Here is a 25,161-nt window from a genome sequence, read left to right as displayed (position 1 = left end):
TGACGGCCGCCGTGGCGGCGGTGCTCCTCGCGGCCGGCACGATGACCGCGGTGAACGCGTTGCCGGCGTCGGCGGCCACGGTCGACACGAGCGCGTGGTACGTCCTGGTGAACCGCAACAGCGGCAAGGCGTTGGACGTGTACGGCCTGGCCACCAACGACGGTGGCCGCATCACCCAGTGGTCCCGCAACGACGGGGCCAACCAGCAGTGGCAGTTCCTGGACTCCGGCGGTGGCTACTACCGGCTCAAGTCCCGCCACTCCGGCAAGGTCCTCGACGTGCCGAACTCGTCGACCGCCGACGGCGCCGCGATCCAGCAGTGGACCGACCACGGTGGCACGAACCAGCAGTTCCGACTGGCCGACTCCGACGGCGGCCACGTGCGGTTGATCGCCCGGCACAGCAACAAGGCGGTGGAGGTGCAGGGCTCCTCCACCGCGGACGGCGGGAACGTCGTCCAGTACGCCGACACGGGCGGGAACAACCAGCAGTGGCAGTTGGCCAAGGTGTCGGGCGGCGGTGATCCCGGCGGCAGCGGCTGTGGCAAGGCGCCGACGTTGCGCAGCGGCCCGCACACGATCCAGAGCAGCGGCAAGAACCGCAGCTTCGTCCTGCGGGTGCCCGACGGCTACGACAACACCCGTCCGTACCGGTTGATCTTCGGGTTCCACTGGAACGGCGGCACGATGAACGACGTGTCGGGCGGTGGGACGAGCGGTGCGGCGTGGTCGTACTACGGGATGCAGGAGCAGTCGAACAACAGCGCGATCCTGGTGGCGCCGCAGGGCCTGGGCAGCGGGTGGGCGAACTCCGGCGGTGAGGACGTCACGTTCGTCGACGACATGATCAGGCGGATCGAGAGCGACCTCTGCGTCGACCCGAAGTTGCGGTTCGCGATGGGGTTCAGCTACGGCGGCGGCATGAGCTACTCGCTGGCGTGCTCCCGGCCGACGGTGTTCCGCGGGGTGGTGGTCTACGCGGGTGGGCAGTTGAGCGGGTGCGCCGGCGGCACGCAGCCGGTCGCGTACTTCGGGATCCACGGCATCTCGGACAACGTGCTGAACATCTCGGCGGGCCGGTCGTTGCGCGATCGGTTCGTGGCGAACAACGGTTGTGCCGCGCAGAGCCCGCGCGAGCCGGCTGCGGGCAGCCGCACGCACATCACGACCACGTACTCGTGCCGGGCGGGGTACCCGGTGCAGTGGGCCGCGTTCGACGGGGGCCACGGGCCGGGTCCGGTCGACGGCTGTGCCTGTGAGGACGGCGCGCGGACCTGGACCAAGGGCGAGGCCTGGAGGTTCATCGCCCAGTTCTGACCGCACATCGACCCACCCGGCACAGCAGGCGGGGCACCTGGGCTTCGCGCTTCGTGATCATCCCGGCCAGAGCGATGAGCTCGGCGCCGGTCGCGGAGCGGCGAAGCCCATGTGCCCCAGCCTCGTCGCGCCGTTCGAACGCCAGGTCGGCCCGCTCGCCGTCGATGAGGTCGAGCACCGCGGCCAGGGGCGAGCCTTGTCCACAATGGAGGGTTGCGGTCACCGCCACCCACGACGAGAGCGAACCGCACATCGCAGCTATGCCAACGGTTTTGATTGACATGCACCCGACGGCGCTCCTACGGTTCGCGTCATGGCCGTGGTCCGCCGAACAGCGGCGGACGGGGCGGCCGACCGAATCCCCGGAGAGCGCGGCCGTTCGGCGGGCACGTGCACGGCTGCTGCCACGACGCTCGCCGGGAACGTGGACGGAGGTGCGCGTGTGAACGTGCGGCTGGAGGGCATCACCAAGAGCTTCCTCGGCGTCACCGTGCTGCGCGGCGTGGACCTCGAACTGCGGGCGGGCGAGGTGCACGCACTGGTCGGCGAGAACGGCGCCGGCAAGTCGACCCTGCTGAAGGTGCTGGCCGGCGTGCACAGACCGGACTCCGGCCGGATACTGCTGGACGGGAAGGAAGTCTCGTTCGGCACCCCGCGCGACGCGCACGCGGCAGGCATCTCGATCATCCACCAGGAGTTCAACCTCCTCGAACACCGGTCGGTCGCCGAGAACGTGTTCCTGGGGCGTGAACCCGTGCGACGCGGTCAGGTCGACCGCCGGTCGATGGAGGCCGAGACGCGACGGCTGCTGGACTGGCTGGGTGTCGGGACCATCGACCCGGCGACCGCCGTCGCGCGGCTCTCCGTCGCGCAGCGGCAGGTGGTGGAGATCGTCAAGGCGCTGTCCGCCGACGCCGGGGTGCTCGCCATGGACGAGCCCACCGCCGCGTTGGCCGATCACGAGGTCGAGCTGCTGTACGCGCTGGTGGGTCGGCTGCGGGAGCGGGGGATGGCGATCCTCTACGTCTCCCACCGGATGCGCGAGGTGTTCGACCTGAGCCGGCGGATCACGGTGCTGAAGGACGGCGCGTTCGTGGCGACCTCGGCGACCGGCGACATCACCTCCGACCAGCTCGTGCGGCAGATGGTCGGCCGTCCGCTCGAAGCCCTGTACCCGGAGCGCGGCAACGCCGCGGGTGACGTGCGGCTGGCGTTGAGCGCGGCGGGGAACGGCCGAGTGCGGGACCTGACCTTCGAGGTCCGTGCCGGTGAGATCGTCGGCCTGGCCGGGTTGCAGGGTTCCGGGAGATCCGCGACGGCGCGGGCGATCTGGGGTGTGGAGCCGTTCGCCACGGGCTCCGTGGCGGTGGACGGCGTGCCGGTCCGCGTCGACCGGCCACGGACCGCTGTCCGCGCCGGCATCGGCTACGTCACCGAGGATCGCAAGGACGAAGGTCTGGCGCTCCGGCAGTCGGTGAAGGACAACGTCCTGCTCGTGCGGCGGGCGGCGTTACGGGGAGCGGCGGCACGGCGCGCGGCCGACCTCACCGAGCTGCTGGAGTCGGTCACGGTCACCGCACGCGGGCCGCACCAGGAAGTGCGTTACCTGTCGGGCGGCAACCAGCAGAAGGTCGTGCTCGGCAAGTGGCTCGCGGTCGAGCCGCGGGTGTTGATCGTGGACGAGCCGACGCGCGGCATCGACGTGGGCGCGAAGCAGGCCGTCTACCGGCTGCTGCGCGACCTCGCGGGTGGGGGAGTGGCCATCCTGATGATCTCCTCGGAGCTGCCCGAGTTGATCGGCATGAGCGACCGGATCCTCGTGATGCACGAAGGCGCCGTGGCGGGCGAACTGCCCGCCGGCGCCTCGGAGGAAGCCGTGATAAGGCTGGCCACTGGACACGGGATCGGTGACGCCGCGTGAGCGTCGTGCGGGAACGGACCCTGCGGAACGCGAGCGCGACGCGACCGCGGAAGTTCGCGCTCACCCCCACCGTGACCGTGTACGTCGCGTTGGCCGTGCTGCTCGTGGTCGGCAGCGTCCTGGTGGCGCTCGACGGCGGTGTGCTGCTCGACCAGGGCGGCATCCTCAACATCCTCACCCGCAGCACCGTGCTGGGACTTGTCGCGGTCGGGCAGACCATCGTGATCATCACCGGTTCGCTGGACCTGTCCGTGGCCTACCTGGTCGGGCTGAGCTCGCTCGTGGCGGCCGAGACCATGGCGGGCAGCGGGACGATGATCGTGCCGGGGGTGCTGCTGGCGCTGGCGGTCGCGGCGGTGGTCGGCCTGGTCAACGGACTCGTGATCACGGTGTTGAGGGCCAACGCGTTCATCGCCACGCTCGGGGTCGCGTTGGTCTTGCGCGGGTACCTCGAACACAACTACACCGGGCCGGCGGGCAGCGTGCCCCGTTCGTTCCAGCACCTCGGGTACGACCGGATCGGGCCGATCCCGGTGGCGGCGCTGCTGATGCTGCTCATCGCCGCGGGCGCGTGGTGGTACCTGCGGCGGACCCGCGGCGGTTACCACATGTACGCGGTCGGCGGGGACGTCGACGTCGCCCGGCTGTCCGGTGTGCGGACCGGCCGGACGATCGTCACCGCGCACGTGCTGTGCTCGGTCGCGGCGGGACTGGCCGGTGTGTTCCTGGCGGCAAGGCTCGGGTCGGGCGCGCCGTACGTCGGCACCGACGCGGGGTACGACCTGGAGTCCATCGCGGCCGTGGTGCTCGGCGGCGCGGCACTCGCCGGTGGCCGCGGCGGCGTGGTCGGCACGGTCGGTGGCGTGCTGATCCTGGCCACCCTCGACACCGTCTTCGACGACCTCGCGGTCGACCCGTTCTTCAAGGACGTGGTGCGGGGCATCGTGCTCATCGTCGCGGTGGCGCTGTACGCCCGCCGCCAGTTGTCCCGGAGGTCGACGTGACGTGGCGACCCCGCCTGGCCGACGGGACCGCGCCGGTGCTGGTCGTGCTCGTGGTCCTGCTGGTGGCCCTGGCCTTCGCCGGTCCCGCGTACGCCGAGCCGGCCGGGTACCTGGCGCTGCTCAAGCGCGCCGCGCCGTTGATGATCCTGGCGATCGGCCAGTACTTCGTGGTCGTGTCGGGTGGCTACGACCTGTCGGTGGGGTCGCTGGTGACCGCGGAGGTCGTGATCGCCGCACGACTGGTCGACGGGGACGACGCGAACACGTCCTGGGTGATCGCGCTGCTGCTCGGCTTCGGCGTCCTCGTCGGGCTGGTCAACGGCCTGATCACGACGAAGCTGCTGGTGCCGTCGTTCATCGTGACGCTCGGGGTGCTGCTGGTGCTCGACGGCGCGGTGTTCCTGTGGACCGGTGGCGCGCCGCGCGGCGCCCTGTCACCGTCGTTCCGGACGTTCGGCCGGGGCGGGATCGACGTGCCAGTCCTGGGCCAAGTGCCGTGGTCGGTGCTCATCCTGCTGGTGGTGTTGGTCGCCGCGGCGCTGTTCATGCGCGGCGGCACCGGGCGGACGCTGCTCGCGGTGGGCGACAACGACACGGCCGTCCGGCTGGCCGGCGGCCGCGTCGACCGGCTGCGGCTGATCGCGTTCGTGCTCTCGGGACTGCTCGCCGCGCTCGCCGCCATCCTGCTCGCCGGGTTCGCCGGGGTGTCCGCACAGGTCGGCAACGGCTTGGAGTTCCGGGCCATCACCGCGGTCGTGCTCGGCGGTGTCCTGCTCGGGGGTGGTCGCGGCTCGGTGGTCGCCGCCGCAGCGGGAGCACTGTCGTTGGAGGCCCTGTTCTCGCTGTTGAACCTGCTTGGTGTCTCGGGTGCGCTCGAATCCGCCGTGCAGGGCCTGATCATCATCGCGGCGGTCGCCTACGCCGCGCGCGGCACCGGCTTGCGACGAGTGCTTCAGCCTCGCGAACCCGAACCGGTGACCTCTTGAACGCCGCCGAAGAACCAAGGAGCAACACCATGCGCAGGAAGTGGTTCGCAGTCGTCCTCGCGGGCGCCCTGGCGACAGCCGGTTGTTCGAGCGACCTGCCCGCTGCGGGCCCAGGCGCCACGACTACGTCCGACCAGGCGGCGAAGTCCGAGTTCTTCGACCAAGCCGAGTACGAGCGCCAGTTGGAGTTCCGCACCGCGAAGCCGGTCGGGTTCGAGGACGGGGGCGGGGGCGGGGAGCCCAAGCCGTGGGAGCAGATGCTCGACCCGAAGATGGTCGCCACCACCGAGTACGCCAAGCCCGGCGGCAACCACCACCTGTGCTTCTCCAACGCCTCGGTCGACAACCCGTGGCGGCAGGTCGGGTTCAAGACCATGCAGGAGGAGGTGAAGCTGCACCCGGAGATCACCAAGTTCACCGTGCTCGACGCGGAAGCCAAGGACGACAAGCAGATCAGCGACATCCAGTCCTTCGCCACGCAAGGGTGCAGCGCGCTGATCGTGTCGCCGAACACCACCGCCACGCTGACGCCCGCAGTCGAGGCCGCATGCCAGACCGGTGTGCCGGTGATCGTGTTCGACCGCGGGGTCAACTCCACCTGCCCGGTCACCTTCATTCACCCGATCGGCGGGTTCGCGTTCGGCGCGGACGGCGCGGAGTTCCTGAAGGAGAAGGTGAAGGCGGGCGGCAAGGTGCTGGCGTTGCGCATCCTGCCCGGCGTGGACGTGCTGGAGCAGCGGTGGGCCGCGGCGAACGAGATCTTCGCCGGCAGCGGGCTGGACATCGTCGGTGTCGAGTTCACCGACGGCGACGCGGCCAAGACCAAGACCATCGTCAACGACTACATCCAGCGCGAAGGCCGGATCGACGGCGTGTGGATGGACGCCGGCGCGACCTCCGTCGCCGCGGTCGAGGCGTTCCAGGACGCGGGCGTGCCGATCCCGCCGTTCGTCGGCGAGGACCAGCAGGACTTCCTGAGGACGTGGGTCACGGAGAAGATGACGGCGGTCGCGCCCACCTACCCCACCTTCCAATGGCGGACGCCGGTCATCGCCGCGCTCAGGATCCTGGAAGGCAAGCAGGTGCCCGAGGAATGGGTGCTGCCCCAGCCCAAGGTCACCCAGGACGACGTCCAGGACTTCATCAAGCAGGACATGCCACCGCTGCACTACGCCATGTGCGGCTGCGAGTCGATGCCGGGCTACCCCGGTCCCTGGAAGTAGCCGTGGCCGGGCTGACCGCGCGGCACCCCAGATCGGAGGGAGGACGAATGGCGGATGAGTCCACCGGGCTCTGGCTGATCGGCGCACGTGGCTCCGTCGCGACGACCGCCGTGAGCGGGCTGCTGGCCCTGCGCGCGGGCCTGACACCCGCCACCGGATGTGTGACCGAACGACCCGAACTGGCCGGTGTCACGCTGCCCGGGTGGTCGGACCTCGTCGTCGGCGGGCACGACATCGCGCAGGCACCCCTGGAGAAACGGGCCGAGCTGCTGGCCCAGGGCGGTGTGCTGCCGCATCACCTGCTGGAGTGCATCACGCCCGGTCTGCGCGAGGTGGACGGCGAGATCCGGACGGCGAGCTTCGACGGCGCCCAGGCCGACGTCGCCCGGCGCTTGGTCGCCGACATCACCGCGTTCCGCGAACGGCACCGGCTCGCACGCGTCGTCGTGGTCAACGTGTCGTCCACCGAACCGCCCGTGCCGCCGCTGCCCGAGCACGCCGAGCTGGCCGCGTTGGAGCGCGCGTTGGCCGATCCCGACCGGAACGTGCTGCCACCCAGTTCGCTTGCCGCCTACGCGGCGCTCACGGCAGGCTGCCCGTTCGTCGAGTTCACACCCTCGACCGGGATCGCCCTGCCCGCGTTGGACGAACTCGCCCGACGGGAGGGCCTGCCCTACGCCGGGCGGGACGGCAAGACCGGTGAGACCCTGCTGCGCACGGTGCTCGCGCCGATGTTCACCGCACGGGCACTGAGGGTCCGGTCGTGGGCGGGCACCAACCTGCTCGGCGGCGGGGACGGCGCGACGCTGGAGGACCCGGCGCACGCCGACAGCAAGCTGAGGTCCAAGGCGAACGGGCTCGCGGCCCTGCTCGGCAGTGAGGTGACCGCACCCCTGCACATCGACAACGTGCCGGACCTCGGCGAGACGAAGACCGCCTGGGACCACGTGTCGTTCGAGGGGTTCCTCGGTGCGCGGATGAGCCTGCAGTTCACCTGGACCGGCCTGGACTCGGCACTGGCGGCACCGCTGGTGCTCGACCTCACCCGGCTCGTCGCCGCGGCCCACGCGGCGGGGGAGAAGGGCGCGTTGGGAGCGTTGGCGTTCTTCTTCAAGGACCCGCTGGGCAGCGAAGAACACCGCTTCGCCGATCAGACCCGCGAGCTGTACGAGTGGGCGAGAGGACTGGGATGAAGGCGTACCTGGAACTCGTGCGGGCGCCGGCCGCGTTGACGGCGCTCGGCGACACCCTCGTCGGCGCCGGTGCTCCGTTGCGGGGCAGGCGCCTGCTGCTGCCGCTGGCATCAGTGGCGCTGTACTGGGCGGGCATGGCGCTGAACGACTGGGCGGACCGCGACCTGGACGCCGTGGAACGGCCGGAGCGGCCCATCCCGTCCGGGCGGATCAGCCCGAACGCCGCCCTGGCCACCGCCGTCGGCTTGACGGGCGCCGGCATCGGGCTCGCCGCGGCGGCCGGGCGCAACGCGGTGCCGCTCGCCGTGGCGGTGTGGGGCTACGACACGGTGTTGAAGAACACCCCCGCCGGTCCGTTCGCGATGGCCGCGTGCCGGGGGCTCGACGTGCTGCTGGGAGGCCGCGCCCCGCTACCCGCCGCGCTGATGGCCCTGCACACGCTGGGCGTGACGGCGCTGTCGCGCGGCGAGGTGCACGGCACGTCACCTGCCGTCGCCAAGGCCGTTGTCGGCGGGACGGCGATGACCGCCCTGACCGCCTTGATCGCCGGCGGTCGGCCCACTGCCGTCGCGGCGGCCGTGGCCTACGCCGCCTCGGTCGGACGTGCGCAATGGGCCGTGGTGCAGGACCCGTCCGCCGCACGTGTGCGCGCGGCGACCAAGGCGGGCATCCACGGCATGGTGCTGCTGCAATCCGCGCTCGCCCGACACGGTTCGGCGATCGTGCTGCTCCTGCCGCTGGCCCGAGCGCTGAGCCGGAAGGTGAGCCCGACATGACGTTCCACCTCGGGTACGGCACCAACGGATTCGCCAACCACCGCTTGGACGACGCGCTCGCGGTCATCGCCGACCTCGGCTACACGGCGGTCGCGCTCACGCTCGACCACCACCACCTCGACCCGTTCGCCGACGACATCGGCGCGCGGACCGAACGGCTCGCGGCACGTCTGTCGGCGCTGGGACTGCGCGTCGTCGTGGAGACCGGGGCGCGTTACCTGCTCGACCCGCTGCGCAAGCACCACCCGACGCTGGTGAGCGAAGACCAGGAGGTCCGGGTCGACTTCTTGCTGCGCGCCAAGCGGATAGCGGCCGACCTCGGCGCGGAGTGCGTGTCGTTCTGGTCGGGCGTCGGGCCCTCGGACAGCTGGGAGCACCTGAAGTCCGGTGTCGCCGCGGTGTTGACCGGCGGGCCGGCCGTGCCGCTCGCGCTGGAGCCGGAGCCCGGCATGGTGGTGGAGCGACTGGACCAGGCCCTGCGGCTCCGGGAGGAGCTCGGGAATCCCGAACTGCTCGGGATCACCCTGGACGTGGGGCACTGCGTGGCGGTGGAGTGGCAGGACGCGGCGGCGTGCCTCCGCGAGGCGGGCGGGCTGCTGATGAACGTGCAGCTGGACGACATGGTGCCCGGCGTCCACGAACACCTGGAATTCGGAGAAGGGCAGTTGGACCTTCCCGACACCCTCGCGGCACTGACCGACATCGGCTACACCGGTGTCGCGGCCGTGGAGCTTCCCCGACACAGCCACGCCGCACCCCTGGTGGCGAAGCGGGCGTTCGAAGCGCTGCGCACCGCGAGCTGGCTGGCCATGGCCGAACAGGCGCTGCGAGCCGATCCCGCCTCCATCCACACCGTGTTCCCCGCCGTGGGGCGAGCGGTGCGCTTCGGTGTGCGCGAGGCCCGGACGCGGCTGCTCGTCGCGTACGCCGACACCTCCCAGGACGTGGCCGAAGGGCTCGCCGCGCTCTACCGGCACGGCACGTCGGCCGAACGCCTCGGGGTGCTGCGAGGGCTCGCCGAGATCGGCGGTCGAGTGCCGGAGACCGGGGTCGAACTGGTCAAGGACGCCCTGCGCAGCAACGAGACCGGGCTGGTCGCGGCGGCCATGGGCGCCTTCGCCGCGCATCACCTCGACCAGCACGCGTGGCGGCACGGCGTGCTGAAGTGCCTGTTCATGAGCATCCCGTTGACCGTGGTGAGCGACCTCGACCGGCGCACGGACGACGAGTTGCTGCGCATGGTGTCCGCGTTCGCCGACGAACGCCGCGCAGCCGGCCGACGGGTGCCCGCCGACGCCCTCGAACTGCTCGGAAAGGCATCCTGATGCGCATCTTCGACCCGCACATCCACATGACGTCGCGCACCACCGACGACTACGAGGCCATGCACGCGGCCGGGGTGCGAGCGCTGGTGGAACCGGCGTTCTGGCTGGGGCAACCGCGCACGAACGTGGGGTCGTTCCTCGACTACTTCGACGGTCTGGTCGGGTGGGAGCGGTTCCGCGCGGCGCAGTTCGGCATCGCCCACCACTGCGCGATCGCGCTGAACCCCAAGGAGGCCAACGACCCGCGGTGCACCGGTGTGCTGGAACACCTGTCGCACTACCTGGTCAAGGACGGGGTCGTCGCGGTCGGGGAGGTCGGGTACGACTCGATGACGCCGGAGGAGGACGACGCGTTCGCCCGCCAGCTGGAGCTGGCCGCCCGGCACGACCTCCCGGTCCTCGTGCACACCCCGCACCGGGACAAACAGCAGGGCACGCTGCGGACCCTGGACGTGGTGCGCGAGTCGGGCATCCCGCCGGAACGGGTGCTGGTCGACCACCTCAACGAGACGACCGTGCGCGCGGTCGCGGACTCCGGGTGCTGGATGGGGTTCTCCATCTACCCGGACACCAAGATGGACGAGGCGCGGATGGTGGCGCTGCTCGCCGAGTACGGCACGGGACGGGTGCTGGTGAACTCCGCCGCGGACTGGGGTCGTTCGGACCCGCTGAAGACCCGGTCAACCGGTCTCGCGATGCTCGAAGCCGGGTTCGACGAGTCCGAGGTCGACACCGTGTTGTGGAGCAACCCGGTGGAGTTCTACGGCCAGAGCGGACGGCTCCTGCTCGATCCGGTCACCTCGCTCGCGACCGACACCGTCACCGGGAACTCGGTCCTGAGGGGCGAACGCCGGTGATCGCGTACTGCACGAACGTTCACCCGGCCGACGACCTCCCCGGCATCCTCGACCAACTCGACCGCCACGCGGTCGGCGTGCGGTCGCGACTCGGTGTCGACACCCTCCCGCTCGGGCTGTGGCTGCCCGCGTCGGTCGCGCGCGGACTGGCCGAGGACAGGTCCGCGCGGCGCGGGCTGCGGGCCGAACTCGCCGCCCGGGGGCTGACCGTCAGCACGCTCAACGCCTTCCCGTACGGCGACTTCCACGGCGAGGTGGTCAAGCACGCCGTGTACCGGCCGAGCTGGGCCGACCCGCGGCGCCTGGCCTACACCGCCGACTGCGCCACCGTCCTCGCCGACCTCATGCCCGACTCCGCCTCGTACGGCAGCATCTCGACGTTGCCGCTGGCGTGGCGTGAGCCGTGGGGCGACCGCGACGACGCGGTCGCCGAGGCCGCGCTGACCGAACTGACCCGCAGGTTGCGGGACAGTGGCGACCGGCCGATCAGGCTCGCGGTCGAACCCGAACCCGGCTGCGTGCTGGACACCGTCGCGGACGCGGTGGCGTGGCTGGCCGGTCGCGCCGACCCCGAGTACGTCGGGATCTGCCTGGACACGTGTCACCTCGCGGTGTCGTTCGCCGACCCCGTGGCAACGGTCGCGGCGATCCGCGCGGCCGGGCTGTCGATCGTGAAGGTGCAGGCGTCCGCCGCCCTGGAGGTCGCGGAACCCGGCAGTGAGGAAGGCCGGCGCGCCGTCGCCGCCTATGCCGAACCCCGCTACCTGCACCAGGTCCGGGAGAACACGCCGGACGGCGTGCTGGCCGCGGACGACCTGCCGGACGCGTTCGCGACCCTGCCCGCGCGGCACCCGTGGCGGGTGCACTTCCACATGCCGCTGCACGTCCAGCCCGCACCGCTGCGCTCGACCACGGACGTGCTGGTGGCCGCCATGGCCGCGGTGGAGCCCGACACCCACGTCGAGGTGGAGACCTACACGTGGAGCGTGCTCGCGGACGCGGGTGACCTGACCGACGGGATCGCCGCGGAACTGCGATGGGCCCGGGACCACCTCTGGACGGGGGTATCGGCGTGAAACCGCTGGTGGTCGTGGACGTGGTCGGCATGACACCGGCGCTGCTCAAACACATGCCCAACCTCGCGGGCCTGGGCTGGCAGGCCGAGCTGGGCACGGTGCTGCCCGCCGTCACGTGCAGCGCCCAGGCGACCCTGCTCACCGGGCTCACCCCCGCCCGGCACGGCATCGTGGGCAACGGGTGGTACTTCCGCGACCTCGGCGAGATCCACCTGTGGCGCCAGCACAACCGGCTGGTCGGGGGTGAGAAGCTGTGGGAGACCGCGCGGCGCGTCCACCCCGGCTACACGGCCGCGAACGTCTGCTGGTGGTACGCCATGGGCGCGACCACCGACATCACCATCACCCCGAGACCGATCTACCACGCGGACGGCCGCAAGTCGCCCGACTGCTACGTCCGCCCACCCGACCTGCACGACCGGCTCACCGGGGCCCTGGGCGAGTTCCCGCTGTTCCAGTACTGGGGCCCCACCGCCTCCCTGGCCTCCAGCGAGTGGATCGTCGGCGCGGCCCTGAAGGTCCTGGCCGACCACCGACCCGACCTGGTGCTGGTCTACGTGCCGCACCTGGACTACGACCTGCAGCGGTTCGGGCCCTCGTCACCGCAGGCGATCAAAGCCGCGGCCGACGTGGACAAGGCGCTCAAGCCGCTCCTGGACTCCGACGCGACGATCGTCGCGCTGTCGGAGTACGGCATCACCGAAGCGCGCAGGCCGGTCGACGTCAACCGGGCGTTGCGGGCGGCCGGGCTGCTGGAGGTCTACGCGCAGGCCGGCATGGAGTACCTGGACCCGTGGACGTCCTGCGCGTTCGCCGTGGCCGACCACCAGGTCGCGCACGTCTACGTCGCCGATCCCGCGGACCTGGCCAGGACCCGCGCCGTGCTCGACGAACTGCCCGGGGTGGACGTGGTGCACGACCGGGACGCACAGGCGAAGGTGGGGCTCGACCACGAGCGTTCCGGCGAGCTGATCGCGGTCGCCGAGCCGGACGCCTGGTTCACCTACTACTACTGGACCGACGACAGCCGTGCGCCCGACTTCGCCCGCGGCGTGGACATCCACCGCAAACCCGGCTACGACCCCGCCGAACTGTTCTTCGACCCGGCCGACCCGCTGGCCAAGGTCAAGGCGGGGTTGAACCTGGCACGCAAGAAGCTCGGCCTGCGGTATGCGATGAACGTGGTGCCGCTGGACCCGTCGTGCGTGCGCGGCACGCACGGCAGGCTCCCGGACGTGGCCGCCGACGGCCCCGTGCTGCTGTGCTCCGACCCGGCAGCCGTGCCGCGATCGGTCGAGCGCGACGGGCGACTGGCGGCCACCGACGTTCGCGACTTCCTGCTGGCACTCCAAGGGATCAGCGGTCCGCCCGCGCGACAGTGAGGAATCAGGCACATGTGGGACATCGGCGTCAGCACCTGGGTCTGGGCGTCACCGCTCACCGACGACGTGCTGGCGGGGCTCGCGCCGCGCATCCGCGAGTGGGGTTTCGACGTCATCGAGCTGCCGGTGGAGCACCCGGGCGACTGGGATCCGCACCGGGCGGCCGAACTGCTGGCGGCCCTGGACCTGAAGGCCTCGGTGTGCCTCGCCATGGCGCCCGGCCGGAACCTCGTCGAGGCCGACACCGTCGCCGAGACCCAGGACTACCTGCGGCACGTGGTGGACGTCGCGGCGATCGTCGGCAGCGGCGTGACGGCAGGTCCGGCGTACAGCGCGGTGGGCCGCACGTGGCGGATCGGGAACCGATCGGAGGTCTACGCCCAGCTGCGCGAGAACCTCGCCCCGGTGGTCGAGCACGCGGCGTCGAAGGGCGTCCGCATCGCGGTGGAGCCGTTGAACCGCTATGAGACCAGCCTGCTCAACACGGTCGGGCAGGCCCTGGAGGCGCTGGACGGACTGCCCGAGGAGGGGTGCGGCCTGGCGCTGGACACCTACCACATGAACATCGAGGAATCCTCGCCGGTCGCGGCCATCCGGGCCGCGGGCGCACGGATCGCGCACGTCCAGGTGTGCGCCAACGACCGCGGCACGCCGGGTGCCGACCACCAGGACTGGCCCGCGTTGTTACGGGCGCTGGCCGGTGCCGGCTACCGCGGTTCGCTGTGCATCGAGTCGTTCACGCCGGACAACGCCACCATCGCGACGGCCGCTTCGATCTGGCGGCCGTTGGCGAGTTCGCCCGACGCCCTCGCCACCGGGGGGCTGACGTTCCTGCGCGACGCCGTCGCACCGTTCAACGGGTGATCGCGCCTCACCCGATCCGCGTGGCGGGTGCTCGGCTCATCGAGGCGGCGCCACGGAATCCCGGTGGCGGACGGGCATCGGGACGCGGTGGGTGCTGCCCCGGTGCACGCGGTCCAGGTCGGGGTGATCGGCGTCGGCGAAGAGGAGGTCGACGGCCTTCGCACCGAGGTCGTGGTGCGGGAGGGCGACGGTGGTGAGGCCGGGGCGCAGCCAGGAGGCGATGGGGTGGTCGTCGAAGGAGACCACGGAGACGTCGTCGGGCACGGTGAGGCCGGCGTCCTGCAGCGCCTGGTACGCGCCGAGCGCGAGCCGGTCGTCGAGGCAGATCAACGCGCGGGGACGTGCCTTGCCCAACAGGTCCCGGGTCGCCTCGAAGCCGTACTTCGGCAGCCACCAGCGGCACGGGTGTCCGCTCTCCACCTCGACGCCCACTTCACCCAGCTCCTGGCGGATACCGGAGAGCCGGTCGAACGCCGCGGTCCGGCCCGGGGGGACGTCGTCCCCGGACGGGCCGACGCCGATGAGGTGGATGCCCTCCTCGTGGCCGGCGTCGAGGAGCACGCGTGCGGCGGCGCGGCCGGCTTGGACGTCGTCGGGCAGGACGGAGACGAGCGGTGACGGCTCCCGGGGCAGCACGTTGAGCAGCACCGCGGGGCCGGTGGCGAGTTCGGTCGGGATGCTGATCGTCCTGGTGTGCACCGAGGCGAGGATGATGCCGTCGACGTGGTAGTCGTGCATCGTCTCGATCAACGTGCGCTGAAAGCCGGCATCGCCCTCGGTCTCACCGAACAACAGCGTGACGCCGTGCCTGCGGGCCGCGCCCAGCGCACCTTTGATCATGTGGCCCGCGAGCCGTGAACTGGCGACGGAATCGGACACGAAGGCGATCGTCTGCGTCCTCGCCCCGCGTTGCCCCATCGAGACCCGGTTGCGGCGGTATTCCAACTCCGTCGCCGCTTCGCGGACCCGGCGCTGCATCTCCTCGGAGATCCGCAGGTCGCGGCCGCGCCCCGATAAGACCAGGGACACGGTGGTTTGGGAGACGCCGACCACCTTGGCCACATCGGCCAACGTGACCCGTCGTGCGCCCAACGTGGACCTCCCGTTCTCGGAGTCCGGCCGCCGGTGCACGGCGACCGGTGCATGCACAACAAGGGGCGGGGCTGTTCGGAATCGCGAGCCGGCGGCCGGGAGCGCTCCCAGGGCTGGTGAGGCTTCGCGTGACGGCCGTTCGTCGGCCGCCCGTCAGCCGGGGCCGCCGGTTCGGGGCGCGCAGGGTGCGCGGCCGTTCGGCCGTTGTGGCATGAGCTGCTCCACTACGTTGTGGTGCTCGTGGGCCGGAATCCGACGAGCTGGATCTCCTGTCGATGAGTCTGACTCATCGCGCCGTGGTCCTGGCTAACCATGACAGCCTGTGAGCGGCCGTGTCGTCAAGGGAACGAGCATGCCTATTTTCTGGAGCAGCAGCGCTCGCTCGGCCATCCGGTCCATCTCGTCGGGAAGCTACTCGCCAGTTGATCGAGTAAGTACTACTCATCGTTCCCTGTTGGGCGGCGGATCGGTATGCTGGCCGCAACCGTCGGCCGTGCGCATGGCGACGACTCAGCGGAGTGGCTGTGCGAGGGGGGTGATGTCGCCGAGTGGCCGCCTAGCGCTCCAGGCGGCTCGGGTCTCCGTTGTCGGTACGGCGCACCAACCACGCTTCGGTGATGTGGGTGAACATGGCGTCGGCGGCCCCTGCCGGGTCGTGCGCCGCGATCCGCTCGTAGATCCGGCGGTGTCCCTGGTTGGACGCCACGCACAACGCTCGCTCGCTCCTGCCCGTGTAGCGAGCGGTGTTGCTGACCTGGCTCTCCAGGGAGCGCACGACGCCCCGTGCGATGCGGTTGCCCGATGCCTGCATGATCGTGTCGTGGAAGGCGAGGTCCCGCTCGCGGTAGGCGACGGGGTCGTCGACGAGTTGGTCCATCCGGTCCACGAGGGCACGTAGCCGGTCGATCGTGTCCTGGTCGGCCGTGCGGGCGGCGACCTGGGCCATGTCCGATTCGAGGAGCCGCCGGGTGACCACGAGATCGTCGAGCACGGCCAGCGTTTCGTCTTCGGCGATGGTGGCCGCGAGGACGAGTTCGTCCAGCATGTTCCACATCGCGGGCGGGGTTACCATGGTGCCGGCGCCTTGGCGCACCTGGACCAGGCCCTTCTCCTGGAGGATCTTCACCGCTTCGCGGATGACGGTCCGGCTGACCGAGAAGGCCTCGCCGAGTGCGGGCTCGGGCGGCAAGGACGTCCCGGAGGGGTGGACGCCCCGGACGATGCGCCCCACGAGTTCCGCGGTGACCGCTTTGGCCAGGTTGGTCGGTCGACGCGCCCACTCCGGAGGTGCGGGTGCGTCTTCGGCCGGTCGCCGGCCCGCTGCGGTCATCTTTCCTCCGGTTGCGCCATGCGCCCCGGTGCTTTCAGGGCTGCGGCAAGTATACGTAGCACCGTTGACGTCATACGTAATACGAATTAGTTTGTGATCACAATCGCGCCGAGCGCGTAGATCGCCCGGCCGCCGTCTGGGGAAGTGAGCAGCAATGAAGCAGCGCGCACTGTGGTCGGCTGCCTTGGTCCTGGGTCTGGCCCTGGTGTCCGGCTGCGGAAGCGCCACGGCGCCGGGATCCTCCGGCAGCTCGGGCGACAAGCTGGTGGTCTGGGACTGGAAGTCCGGCGATGCGAATGTGGCCGCGTATCTCGACAAGGCGAAGGCCGATTTCGCGAAGAGCCACCCGGACACCGAGGTCGAATTCGTGGCGCAGCCGTTCGACCAGTACTACACGCTGCTCGGGGCGGCGATCCAGTCCGGCAAGGGGCCTGACGTCATGCTCTTCAACGGGGGCGGTCAGCTCCGTGACCGGGTCGACGCGCTGGTGCCGCTGGACTCCTACGTCGCCCAGGACAAGCAGCGGCTGGCCGGCTGGGAGGCGTTCACCCGGGACGGGAAGACCTATGCCTCGCCGGTGACGCTGCAAGGTCACCCGCTCTACTACAACAAGGCGCTGTACGAACAGGCGGGACTGGACCCCGAGGCGCCAGCCAAGACGTGGGACGACTTCGTCGAGAACTGCGGCGCCATCACCGAGAAGACCGGCGCCAAGTGCTTCGGCGTGGGCAACAAGGAAGGCATCGGCATCCAGTTCTTCCTGTCCAGCGTCGGTTCGGCGGTGCTCACGCCGAAGGAGTACGACGACTGGATCGCCGGAAAGCGGAACTGGGCCTCGCCGGACGTGAAGCGGATCTTCGAACTCTGGAAGCAGGTCAACGACGCCGGCCTGAACAACGACGGGGTCAACTCCACCGCGATGTTCAACGACGCGTTCGCGGTCTTCCAGTCGGGCAAGGCCGCGCACGTCATCGGCCTGATGTCCGACATCGGGCACTGGAAGGACTTCGCCGAGTTCCTCGACCCGGGCGACGTCGGCGTCATGGCGGCGCCGGTGGTCAACCCCGCGGCGACGCCGAGCCTGCCGTACGACGGTGGAATCGGCTACGCGGTCGCGAAGTGGACCAAGGACCCGAAGTTGGCCGCGGACCTGGTGCGGTCGTTGACGTCGTCCGAGGCGCTGAAGGCCTTCTACGCGGACGCGGGCGCGATCGCGTCCGACACCACCATCGACGTCTCCGCCGGCGGCCCGGCCGTCACCACGATCACCGCGGGGATCAAGACCGGCAAGCCCGCCCTGCACGTCGCCTTGTCCAGCAAGACGGTCGACCTGATGGGTCGCCTCTCCCAGCAACTGCTCAGCGGCTCGATCACCGCGGACGAGGCCGTGGCGCAGCTGGCCGACTCCGACAAGGCGAGTTGATCCGTGCCGTCCGGAGGTTCCCCGTCCTCGGTCCGCCCGGAAGTGGCCGGGCGGACCGACGGGGAAGTGGTCGCCGGAGCGGCGGGGCGGCGACCGGGCAGGCCGTTCTCGCGGCGAACCCGTCGCGGGTCAAGGGTCGAGCGCCTGGCGCCGTTCGTCCTGGTGGCGCCGGCCGTCCTGTCCCGCACGATCCAGTTCGTCTTCGTGACCACGATGATCGGCATGTTGACGTCGATGTTCGGTCTGCTGTTCGTGATGACCAGCGGCGGTCCGGAGGCGTCCACCTACCTCCCGGAGTACTACATCTGGGTCCAGCAGGGACAGATGAACCAACCCGCGCTCGCCTCCGCGGCGTCGACCGCGCTGTTCCTGATCATGCTCGTGGTGGGGCTGGCCGAGATCGCCGTCCTGCGCCGTGCGGGCAGGGAGGGCTGATGGCCGGTCGCCGGTTGACGAAGTGGGTCGTCGCGGTACCCGTCCTCGTCGTCTACCTGTTCCTGCAGCGCCAGATCGTCGACGGCGTCACCGCGGGGGTCACGAAGGGCTGACAAATGCGCATCACTGGTTACCGGACCCTCACCACCGTCCAGGACTGGGGTCGGCCGGTCGGCGACGCCAACGGCGTCTTCGCCGACGGCCTCGTCCGGGTTCCGATCGTCGTCGTCGAGACCGACGTGGGCATCACCGGCGTCGGACTCGGACCACACGTGGAGATCGACTTGATCTTCGCCGCCTTGGAGGGCGAGGACCCGCGCGGCGTCACGGCCCTCTACGACCGGATGCTGCGCCAGACGTTCAAAGCAGGCCACGCGGGCGCCGTGTTCGGCACCATCGGCGCCCTGGACACCGCGCTGTGGGACATCAAAGCGCAGGCCGCCGGCGAACCGCTGTGGCGACTGCTCGGCGGACGTGCCCGCCGCGTGCCCGCCTACGCCTCCGGTGTGGACATCGGGCTGGGCGACGACGAACTCGTGGCGCTGTACGAGACCTACGCCGACCGCGGACTGCGGGTGGCGAAGATCAAGGGAGGTCTGGACGTCGATCGGGACCGGGACCGCCTCATCCTGGTGCGCGATGTGCTCACCGACGCCGGTCGCGGCACACGGCCGGGTTTGATGCTCGACGTCAACGAGACCTGGACCCGCAAGCAGGCCGTCCGCCACGTCGGCGAACTCGAGCGGACACTCGACCTGACCTGGATCGAGGAGCCCGTCCGGCGGTGGGACGCCGAAGGCCACGCGACCGTCAGCCGCGGAATCCGCGCCTCGGTCGCCACCGGGGAGAACCTCACCGGGCTCGAACAGTTCCGCCCGCTCATCGCGGCCGGAGCGGTCGACGTCGTCCAGACGGCCGCGGTCTGGGGCATCACCCACTTCCTGCGGGTCGCGGCCCTGGCACACGCCCACGACCTGCCCGTCAGCCCCATCGGCAACACGCCGGTCGGGTTGCTGCACGCCGCGACGTCCGTGCCGAACCACCTGGTCAGCGAGCTGCAGGACTTGCAGCCGCCGTCGGGCATCTCGGTCGACCTCCACGTCGAGAACGGGGCGTTCATCCTGGGCGACAGCCCGGGGCTGGGCGTCCGCGTCGACGAAGAGGCGATTGCCGCGTCCCGTCGCCGACTCACCGTCCCGGTGTCCGAAGGTCCCCACGTCCGGCCGGAACGCGCCGGACAGCGCCTGCTGGCGGTGGTGCGGGACACCGTCACTCCCGATCGCCTGGATCCCTTGCCGTCGTGATCGACACGTCGTGACGACCACGTCAAGGTCGCGTGTCCAGGTGCGCCCCATGCGCCGTGGCAGTGGCCAAGTACCCGGCTGAACCGCCTGCGCCACAACGAAGTGCCCATCCGCCACCTCGACCGGCCGCCGCACAACACATTCCAATGCCAGGAGGTCTCCTTGTTCGCGTCCTCGTCCTCTGCGGTGCGAAGGCCGGTGTCGGCCGGCGTTGCCGCTGTGGTGTTGACCGCCGCCGTCGCGGCGGTGGCCCTCGCTCCTCCCGCATCCGCTGCCACCACGACCCTCTACGCGTCGCCTTCCGGCACCGGCACCAGCTGTTCCTCCGCCCAGCCGTGCTCGTTGCCCGCCGCCCAGGCCGCGGTGCGGTCGCAGAACAGCAGCATGTCCGGTGACATCGTCGTGCAGTTGGCCGACGGGGTGTACCGGCTCTCCGAGCCGCTGCGGCTGACCGCGGCGGACTCCGGCAACAACGGTTACCGCGTGCTGTGGCAGGCGGCCCCGTCCGCGCGTCCCGTGATCAGCGGTGCCCGCGCCGTCACCGGCTGGTCGGTGGTCGACGCCGGCAAGAACATCTGGCGGGCCAACGTCCCCACCGGGATCGACTCGCGCCAGCTGTACGTCAACGGTGCGATCGCGACCCGGGCGCGCACGCAGGTGAACCGGGCCGACTTCACCTTCGCCAGCACGGGCATGAGATTTTCCAACGCCGCGCTCAACTACCTGAACAACCTGGGCAACCAGAACCGGGTCGAGGTGGAGAGCGTCAACTCGTTCACCGACCGGTACTCGCCGGTGCAGAGCATCAGCGGGAACTTCCTCACCATGCAGCAGCCCGCGTGGAACAACAACACCTACGGGTACGACACGCTCAGCCAGCCGCACCGGGCGGGCCCCTTCTACCTGGCCAACGCGTACGAGTTCCTGGACGCGCCGGGGGAGTGGTACCTCAACCCGGGGACGGGCGCGTTGTCCTACATCCCGTTGGCCGGGCAGAACATGAGCACCGTCAGCGTGGAGTTGCCGGTGCTGCAGTCGCTGGTGGACGTCGGTGGCACCTATGACGCGCCGGCGCACCACATCTCGTTCAGCGGGATCACGTTCACCGGCACCAGTTGGCTCGGCCCCAGCAGCAACCAGGGGTACGCCGACCAGCAGACCGGCGCCTACATGGCGGGCAACTGGAACTGGCCGGCCGACCGGCTGACCTCGTGCCAGAACGGCTGCACCCAGTTCGAGGCGGCGCGACCGCACTGGAACCAGATGCCCGCCGCCGTGCAGGTCTCCGCCGCCAACAACATCACCTTCAGCGAGTCCCAGTTCGTCAACCTGGGCCAGACGGCCATCGGCATCGGCAACGACGCGAACGCCCACGCCAGTGGTGTCGGCCTCGGCGCCAGCAACATCACGGTCACGCGGTCCGAGATCGCCCGCAGTTCGGCCGGCGGCATCGTGGTCGGTGGCGTGCGCGCCGACGCGCACCACCCGAGCGACCAGCGGATGGTCAACCGGGACATCACCGTCAGCTACAACCGCATCCACGACCTCGGCATCGAGTACCGGGGCAACGTCTCGGTGCTGAACACCTACGTCAGCACCGCCACCGTGTCCCACAACGAGGTCTACAACATGCCGTACTCCGGCATGTCGATCGGGTACGGCTGGGGCGCCAACGACGCCGGCGGCAACAACAACTACGCCAACCGCGGCCTGTACAACTACCAGCCGCGCTACACGACGGCCACCACCGCGTCCAACAACCGGCTCATCAACAACTACATCCACGACGTCATGCAGCAGATGAACGACGGCGGGTGCATCTACACGCTGTCGTGGAACCCGAACGCCTCGATCAGCGGCAACCACTGCCTGCGGACCAACGGCTACTTCGGGGTCTACTTCGACGAGGGCTCGAAGTACTACTCCGTCACGGGCAACGTCTTCTCCAACACCGGCACGTGGGCCACGGCCAACTACTGGGGTGGCGAGAACATGGGCAACTGGACGCTCACCAACAACTGGTCGACCAACAGCAGCACCAACGTGACCAATGGTGATCGTGGCAACGTGGTGTCCGGCAACACGGTCGTCACCAACGGCAACTGGCCGTCCGGCGCGCAGGCCGTGATGGCCAACGCCGGGCCCGGGGGCGGTGGCACCACCGGCCCGCAGAACGCCATGCTCGTGGGAACCCAGTCGGGCCGCTGCGCCGAGGTCGCGAGCGGGAGCGCCAACGGCGCCCAGGCCCGGCTCTGGGACTGCAACGGCGCCACCAACCAGCGGTGGACCTACACCTCCGGCAAGCAGCTGATGGTGAACGGCAACAAGTGCCTGGACGCCAGCGGCGCCGGGACCGCGAACGGCACCGCGGCGATCATCTGGGACTGCCACGGCGGCACGAACCAGCAGTGGAACGTGAACGCCAACGGCACCATCACCGGGGTGCAGTCCGGGCTGTGCCTGGACGCCAGCGGCAACGGGACCGCGAACGGCACCTTGATCCAGCTCTGGTCGTGCCACGGCGGCACGAACCAGCAGTGGAGCACGCGCAACTGAGCCCACCGCGCGGAGGCCGGCCCGCCCGGCCTCCGCGTCGGAACCGTTGCTTTAGCCCTGTTTTAGCACCTACCGTCGTCTTTTGATCGAAACGGTTCGAAACCCTGCACTGCTGATCCGTTCGCCCATTCCGCGTACGCGGCGCGCCCGCGTTCACGACCGTCGCCGCTCTCCCTGCCCTCCCACATCGTCGTAGGAGTAGAAATGCAGCCTTTACCCGTTTCCCCAGCGGGTTCTGTGAAGCGTTGGTGGCGCTCGCCGGCGGCGGTGCGCGCGCGTGTCGTAATGGCACTGGCCCTGTTGCCCACGGCCGTGTTGACGTGGTCCGCACCGGTGACCGCGTCGGCGGCCGGCACGGGGCCGTGTGACATCTACGCTTCGGGTGGTACGCCCTGCGTGGCCGCGCACAGCACGACGCGTGCGCTCTACGGCTCGTACGCCGGTAACCTCTACCAGGTCAGACGTTCGTCGGACAACACGACGCGGGACATCGGTCTGCTGGCCGAGGGCGGTACGGCCAACGCGGCGACCCAGGACTCGTTCTGCGCCGGCACCACCTGTGTCATCACGGTGGTCTACGACCAGTCCGGCCGGGGCAACGACCTGTGGTACCAGGGATCGGCGGTGGTTCCGGGGTCGCCCCAGAGCAGGCCCGCGGTCGCGACCTCCGAGTCGTTGGCGGTCGGCGGCAGCAAGGCCTACTCGCTCTACATCAACCCCGGCAACAGCTACTGGCGGGACGGCCACCTGACGGGCGTGCCGACCGGCGCCGCGCCGGAAGGCATGTACATGGTGACCAGCGGCACGCACGTCAACAGCGGCTGCTGCTTCGACTACGGCAACAGCGAGACGACCCGGAAAGCCGACGCGGCCGGCGCGATGGACGCGATCAACTTCAGCACGCAGTGCTGGTTCGGCGGGTGCTCCGGTACCGGTCCCTGGGTCCAGGCGGATCTCGAATGGGGCCTCTTCCCCGGCGGCAGCCAGTCGTGGAACCCGAACCAGCGCGCCTTCACCAGCAAGTTCGTCACGGCGATGCTGAAGAACAACGGGACCACGCGGTTCGCGCTCAAGGGCAGCGACGCGCAGGTCGGCAACCTGACCACGCTGTGGGACGGCGCGCTGCCCAACGGGTACAGCCCGATGAAGAAGCAGGGCGCCATCATCCTGGGCAGCGGTGGTGACTGCTGCAAGCCCGACGGCGGCGCGAACCTCAGCGCGGGGACCTTCTACGAGGGCGCGATGGTCGCGGGCTACCCGTCCGACGCGACCGAGAACGCGGTGCAGGCCAACATCATCGCGGCCGGGTACACCACCGGTGGCAGCACCACCCCGGGCGGCTCGGTGCGCGCAGTGGGCGCGGGCAAGTGCCTCGATGTGCCGGACGGGACAGCGGGCGCGCAGGCCCGGATCTGGGACTGCCAGGGCGGCGCCAACCAGAAGTGGACCCGCACGGCGTCGGGCCAGTTGGCGGTGTACGAAGGCACCGCCCAGAGGTGCCTGGACGCGTACGGCCAAGGGACGACCGCGGGCACGAGGGTGGTCATCTGGTCGTGCAACGGCCAGGCCAACCAGCGGTGGAACGTCAACTCCAACGGCACGATCACCGGCGCCCAGTCCGGCCTGTGCCTGGACGTGTCCGGAGCGTCCACCGCCAACGGGGCACAGGTGAACCTGTGGACCTGCCACGGCGGCGCCAACCAGCAGTGGGGCCTCAACTGATCCCAGCACGAGCGTTCGTGATCCGACAGCGGTCCGGCACGTCGTGCCGGACCGCAGCTCACCCCTAGGAGTACAAGTGCGACAACGCCTCAGCAGACTCGCCGCCGGTGCCGCGGCACTGGTCACCACGGCACTGGTCACCGCCGCGCTGCTGCCCGCCGGTCCCGCCGCCGCGGAATCCAACGGCGGCGTGCGGGTCATGCCGTTGGGCGACTCCATCACCGAGGGGACGCAGGTGCCCGGTGGTTACCGGATCGGGCTGTGGCAGCGGTTCGGGTCCGGCAACTACCGGGTGGACTTCGTCGGCTCGCAGTTCAACGGACCCGCCTCGCTCGGGGACCACGACCACCAGGGCCACCTGGGTTGGCGCATCGACCAGATCGACGCGAACGTCGCCACCTGGCTCCGGAACACGACCCCGCGCACGGTGCTGCTGCACATCGGCACCAACGACATCCTCCAGAACCGCGATCTCGCCAACGCGCCCGCCCGACTGTCGGCGCTCGTCGATCGCATCACCGCGACGGTGCCGAACGCCGACGTGTTCGTCGCGACGATCACCCCGCTGTCCAACCCCGGGCAGGAGTCCGCCGTCCGGACCTACAACGCCGCGATCCCCGGCATCGTGCAGAGCAAGGTCAACGCGGGCAAGCGCGTGCGCCTGGTGGACATGCACGCCGCGTTGACGACGGCCGACCTGATCGACGGCGTCCACCCCACCGCCACCGGTTACGACAAGATGGCCGCGACCTGGTACAACGCGCTGCGCTCCGTGCCCGGGAGCATCGGTGACCCTGTTGCCGCGCAGGGCAGGCAGGTCGTCGGCGTGCCCTCGGGCCGTTGCCTCGACGTGCCGGGCTCGTCGACCGCCAACGGCACGCAGCTGCAGCTGTGGGACTGCCACGGTCAGCCCAACCAGTCGTGGACGCACAACTCCGGCAGGCAGTTGGTCGTCTACGGCACCAAGTGCCTCGACGCCTACGGCCGGGGCACGACCAACGGCACGCAGGTGGTGATCTGGGACTGCCACGGCGACACCAACCAGCAGTGGAACGTCAACGCCAACGGCACGATCACCAACGTGCAGTCCGGCCTGTGCCTGGACGCGCACAACCTCGGCACCGGCAACGGCACCAAGTTGGTCGTGTGGTCCTGCACCGGACAGCCCAACCAGCAGTGGATCCAGCGCACCCCGGCCTGACCGCGAGACCGGGCAAGCGTCCACCGGGTATTTCGACGGCGATTCGAAGAATCGCGGATCCCGGTGGGCGCTTGCCCGGAGGTATTCGACAGGAATCGACCAAAGGGGTTCGCAATTCGATTCGGAATTCGACTGTCATTCGATATTGACAGTAATGAAAAGCGGTGCGTAGCGT

General features: G+C 70.2%; 20 protein-coding genes and 1 pseudogene. 18 read left to right on the top strand and 3 right to left on the bottom strand.

The genetic code is table 11. The annotated features are described in order from the left end of the window. Positions 1-41: 41 nt before the first annotated feature. Positions 42-1,313 (top strand): annotated as a pseudogene (locus FM051_RS52160) (RICIN domain-containing protein); the annotation flags it as partial. On the opposite strand, the gene FM051_RS31270 reads toward FM051_RS52160, so the two are convergent. Continuing rightward, positions 1,300-1,599, bottom strand: coding sequence for a hypothetical protein (locus FM051_RS31270; RefSeq protein WP_158849653.1), 300 nt, complete (start codon positions 1,597-1,599; stop codon positions 1,300-1,302). The pseudogene FM051_RS52160 and the gene FM051_RS31270 overlap by 14 nt on opposite strands. Positions 1,600-1,629: 30 nt before the next feature. Here FM051_RS31270 and FM051_RS31265 point away from each other — a divergent pair, with 30 nt between their 5' ends. Genes FM051_RS31265 through FM051_RS31215 form a run of 11 tightly spaced genes read left to right on the top strand, consistent with a single transcriptional unit; the run spans position 1,630 to position 13,923 of the window. After that, positions 1,630-3,237, top strand: coding sequence for a sugar ABC transporter ATP-binding protein (locus tag FM051_RS31265; RefSeq protein ID WP_158849651.1), 1,608 nt, complete (start codon positions 1,630-1,632; stop codon positions 3,235-3,237). Positions 3,238-3,242: 5 nt separating this feature from the next. Continuing rightward, the gene (locus FM051_RS31260) at positions 3,243-4,241 is read left to right on the top strand and encodes an ABC transporter permease (protein WP_158849715.1); all 999 of its coding nucleotides are present in this window, start codon (positions 3,243-3,245) and stop codon (positions 4,239-4,241) included. Next, the gene (locus tag FM051_RS31255) at positions 4,238-5,227 is read left to right on the top strand and encodes an ABC transporter permease (RefSeq protein ID WP_158849649.1); all 990 of its coding nucleotides are present in this window, start codon (positions 4,238-4,240) and stop codon (positions 5,225-5,227) included. The genes FM051_RS31260 and FM051_RS31255 overlap by 4 nt, the downstream gene beginning before the upstream one ends. Positions 5,228-5,256: 29 nt before the next feature. After that, a complete protein-coding gene (locus tag FM051_RS31250; protein ID WP_158849647.1) occupies positions 5,257-6,450 on the top strand; it encodes a substrate-binding domain-containing protein in 1,194 nt (397 codons plus the stop codon). A gap of 47 nt (positions 6,451-6,497) precedes the next feature. Continuing rightward, positions 6,498-7,643, top strand: coding sequence for an inositol-3-phosphate synthase (locus FM051_RS31245; RefSeq protein ID WP_158849645.1), 1,146 nt, complete (start codon positions 6,498-6,500; stop codon positions 7,641-7,643). Further along, on the top strand, positions 7,640-8,419 hold the full coding sequence (locus FM051_RS31240; protein WP_158849644.1) for an SCO3242 family prenyltransferase: 780 nt from the start codon (positions 7,640-7,642) through the stop codon (positions 8,417-8,419). The genes FM051_RS31245 and FM051_RS31240 overlap by 4 nt, the downstream gene beginning before the upstream one ends. Further along, a complete protein-coding gene (locus FM051_RS31235; protein WP_158849642.1) occupies positions 8,416-9,744 on the top strand; it encodes an EboA domain-containing protein in 1,329 nt (442 codons plus the stop codon). The genes FM051_RS31240 and FM051_RS31235 overlap by 4 nt, the downstream gene beginning before the upstream one ends. After that, positions 9,744-10,601 carry a TatD family hydrolase gene (locus FM051_RS31230; RefSeq protein WP_158849640.1) on the top strand — a complete coding sequence of 286 codons (858 nt, stop codon included), beginning with the start codon at positions 9,744-9,746 and terminating at the stop codon, positions 10,599-10,601. Before FM051_RS31235 ends, FM051_RS31230 begins: the two co-directional genes overlap by 1 nt. After that, positions 10,598-11,677 carry a metabolite traffic protein EboE gene (gene eboE / locus FM051_RS31225; RefSeq protein ID WP_158849638.1) on the top strand — a complete coding sequence of 360 codons (1,080 nt, stop codon included), beginning with the start codon at positions 10,598-10,600 and terminating at the stop codon, positions 11,675-11,677. Before FM051_RS31230 ends, eboE begins: the two co-directional genes overlap by 4 nt. Further along, positions 11,674-13,059 (top strand): alkaline phosphatase family protein, encoded by a 1,386-nt coding sequence (locus FM051_RS31220; protein WP_158849636.1) that lies wholly within the window; start codon positions 11,674-11,676, stop codon positions 13,057-13,059. The genes eboE and FM051_RS31220 overlap by 4 nt, the downstream gene beginning before the upstream one ends. A gap of 12 nt (positions 13,060-13,071) precedes the next feature. Then, positions 13,072-13,923, top strand: a complete 852-nt coding sequence (locus FM051_RS31215; protein WP_158849634.1) for a sugar phosphate isomerase/epimerase family protein — start codon at positions 13,072-13,074, stop codon at positions 13,921-13,923. Positions 13,924-13,959: 36 nt separating this feature from the next. Here the strand turns inward: FM051_RS31215 and FM051_RS31210 are convergent, their stop codons facing one another. Together FM051_RS31210 and FM051_RS31205 are read right to left on the bottom strand one after the other, a co-directional pair. Beyond that, positions 13,960-15,015: a LacI family DNA-binding transcriptional regulator gene (locus tag FM051_RS31210; RefSeq protein WP_158849632.1), complete on the bottom strand. Its 1,056-nt coding sequence runs from the start codon at positions 15,013-15,015 to the stop codon at positions 13,960-13,962. A 556-nt stretch (positions 15,016-15,571) separates the two neighbouring features. Next, positions 15,572-16,345 (bottom strand): FadR/GntR family transcriptional regulator, encoded by a 774-nt coding sequence (locus FM051_RS31205; RefSeq protein ID WP_158849630.1) that lies wholly within the window; start codon positions 16,343-16,345, stop codon positions 15,572-15,574. A 154-nt stretch (positions 16,346-16,499) separates the two neighbouring features. Between FM051_RS31205 and FM051_RS31200 the strand changes: the two genes are divergently transcribed. The 6 genes from FM051_RS31200 (at position 16,500) to FM051_RS31170 (ending at position 24,986) form a co-directional block, all read left to right on the top strand. Beyond that, positions 16,500-17,768 (top strand): ABC transporter substrate-binding protein, encoded by a 1,269-nt coding sequence (locus FM051_RS31200; protein WP_158849628.1) that lies wholly within the window; start codon positions 16,500-16,502, stop codon positions 17,766-17,768. 162 nt (positions 17,769-17,930) lie between these two features. Continuing rightward, complete coding sequence (locus FM051_RS31195) at positions 17,931-18,203, top strand: hypothetical protein (protein WP_238412777.1); 273 nt, start codon at positions 17,931-17,933, stop codon at positions 18,201-18,203. A 116-nt stretch (positions 18,204-18,319) separates the two neighbouring features. After that, positions 18,320-19,507 carry a mandelate racemase/muconate lactonizing enzyme family protein gene (locus FM051_RS31185; protein ID WP_158849626.1) on the top strand — a complete coding sequence of 396 codons (1,188 nt, stop codon included), beginning with the start codon at positions 18,320-18,322 and terminating at the stop codon, positions 19,505-19,507. A 384-nt stretch (positions 19,508-19,891) separates the two neighbouring features. Continuing rightward, the gene (locus tag FM051_RS52155) at positions 19,892-22,063 is read left to right on the top strand and encodes an RICIN domain-containing protein (RefSeq protein WP_238412776.1); all 2,172 of its coding nucleotides are present in this window, start codon (positions 19,892-19,894) and stop codon (positions 22,061-22,063) included. A gap of 204 nt (positions 22,064-22,267) precedes the next feature. Then, a complete protein-coding gene (locus FM051_RS31175) occupies positions 22,268-23,785 on the top strand; it encodes an arabinofuranosidase catalytic domain-containing protein (protein ID WP_420803638.1) in 1,518 nt (505 codons plus the stop codon). A 76-nt stretch (positions 23,786-23,861) separates the two neighbouring features. Next, positions 23,862-24,986 carry a ricin-type beta-trefoil lectin domain protein gene (locus FM051_RS31170; RefSeq protein WP_238412775.1) on the top strand — a complete coding sequence of 375 codons (1,125 nt, stop codon included), beginning with the start codon at positions 23,862-23,864 and terminating at the stop codon, positions 24,984-24,986. The last annotated feature ends 175 nt before the right edge of the window (positions 24,987-25,161 follow it).

It is taken from the genome of Saccharothrix deserti, assembly GCF_009769385.1.
Taxonomy (GTDB): Bacteria; Actinomycetota; Actinomycetes; order Mycobacteriales; family Pseudonocardiaceae; genus Actinosynnema; species Actinosynnema deserti.
Note: the sequence above shows the minus strand (reverse complement) of the source record. Positions and strands in the feature narration are given on the sequence as shown.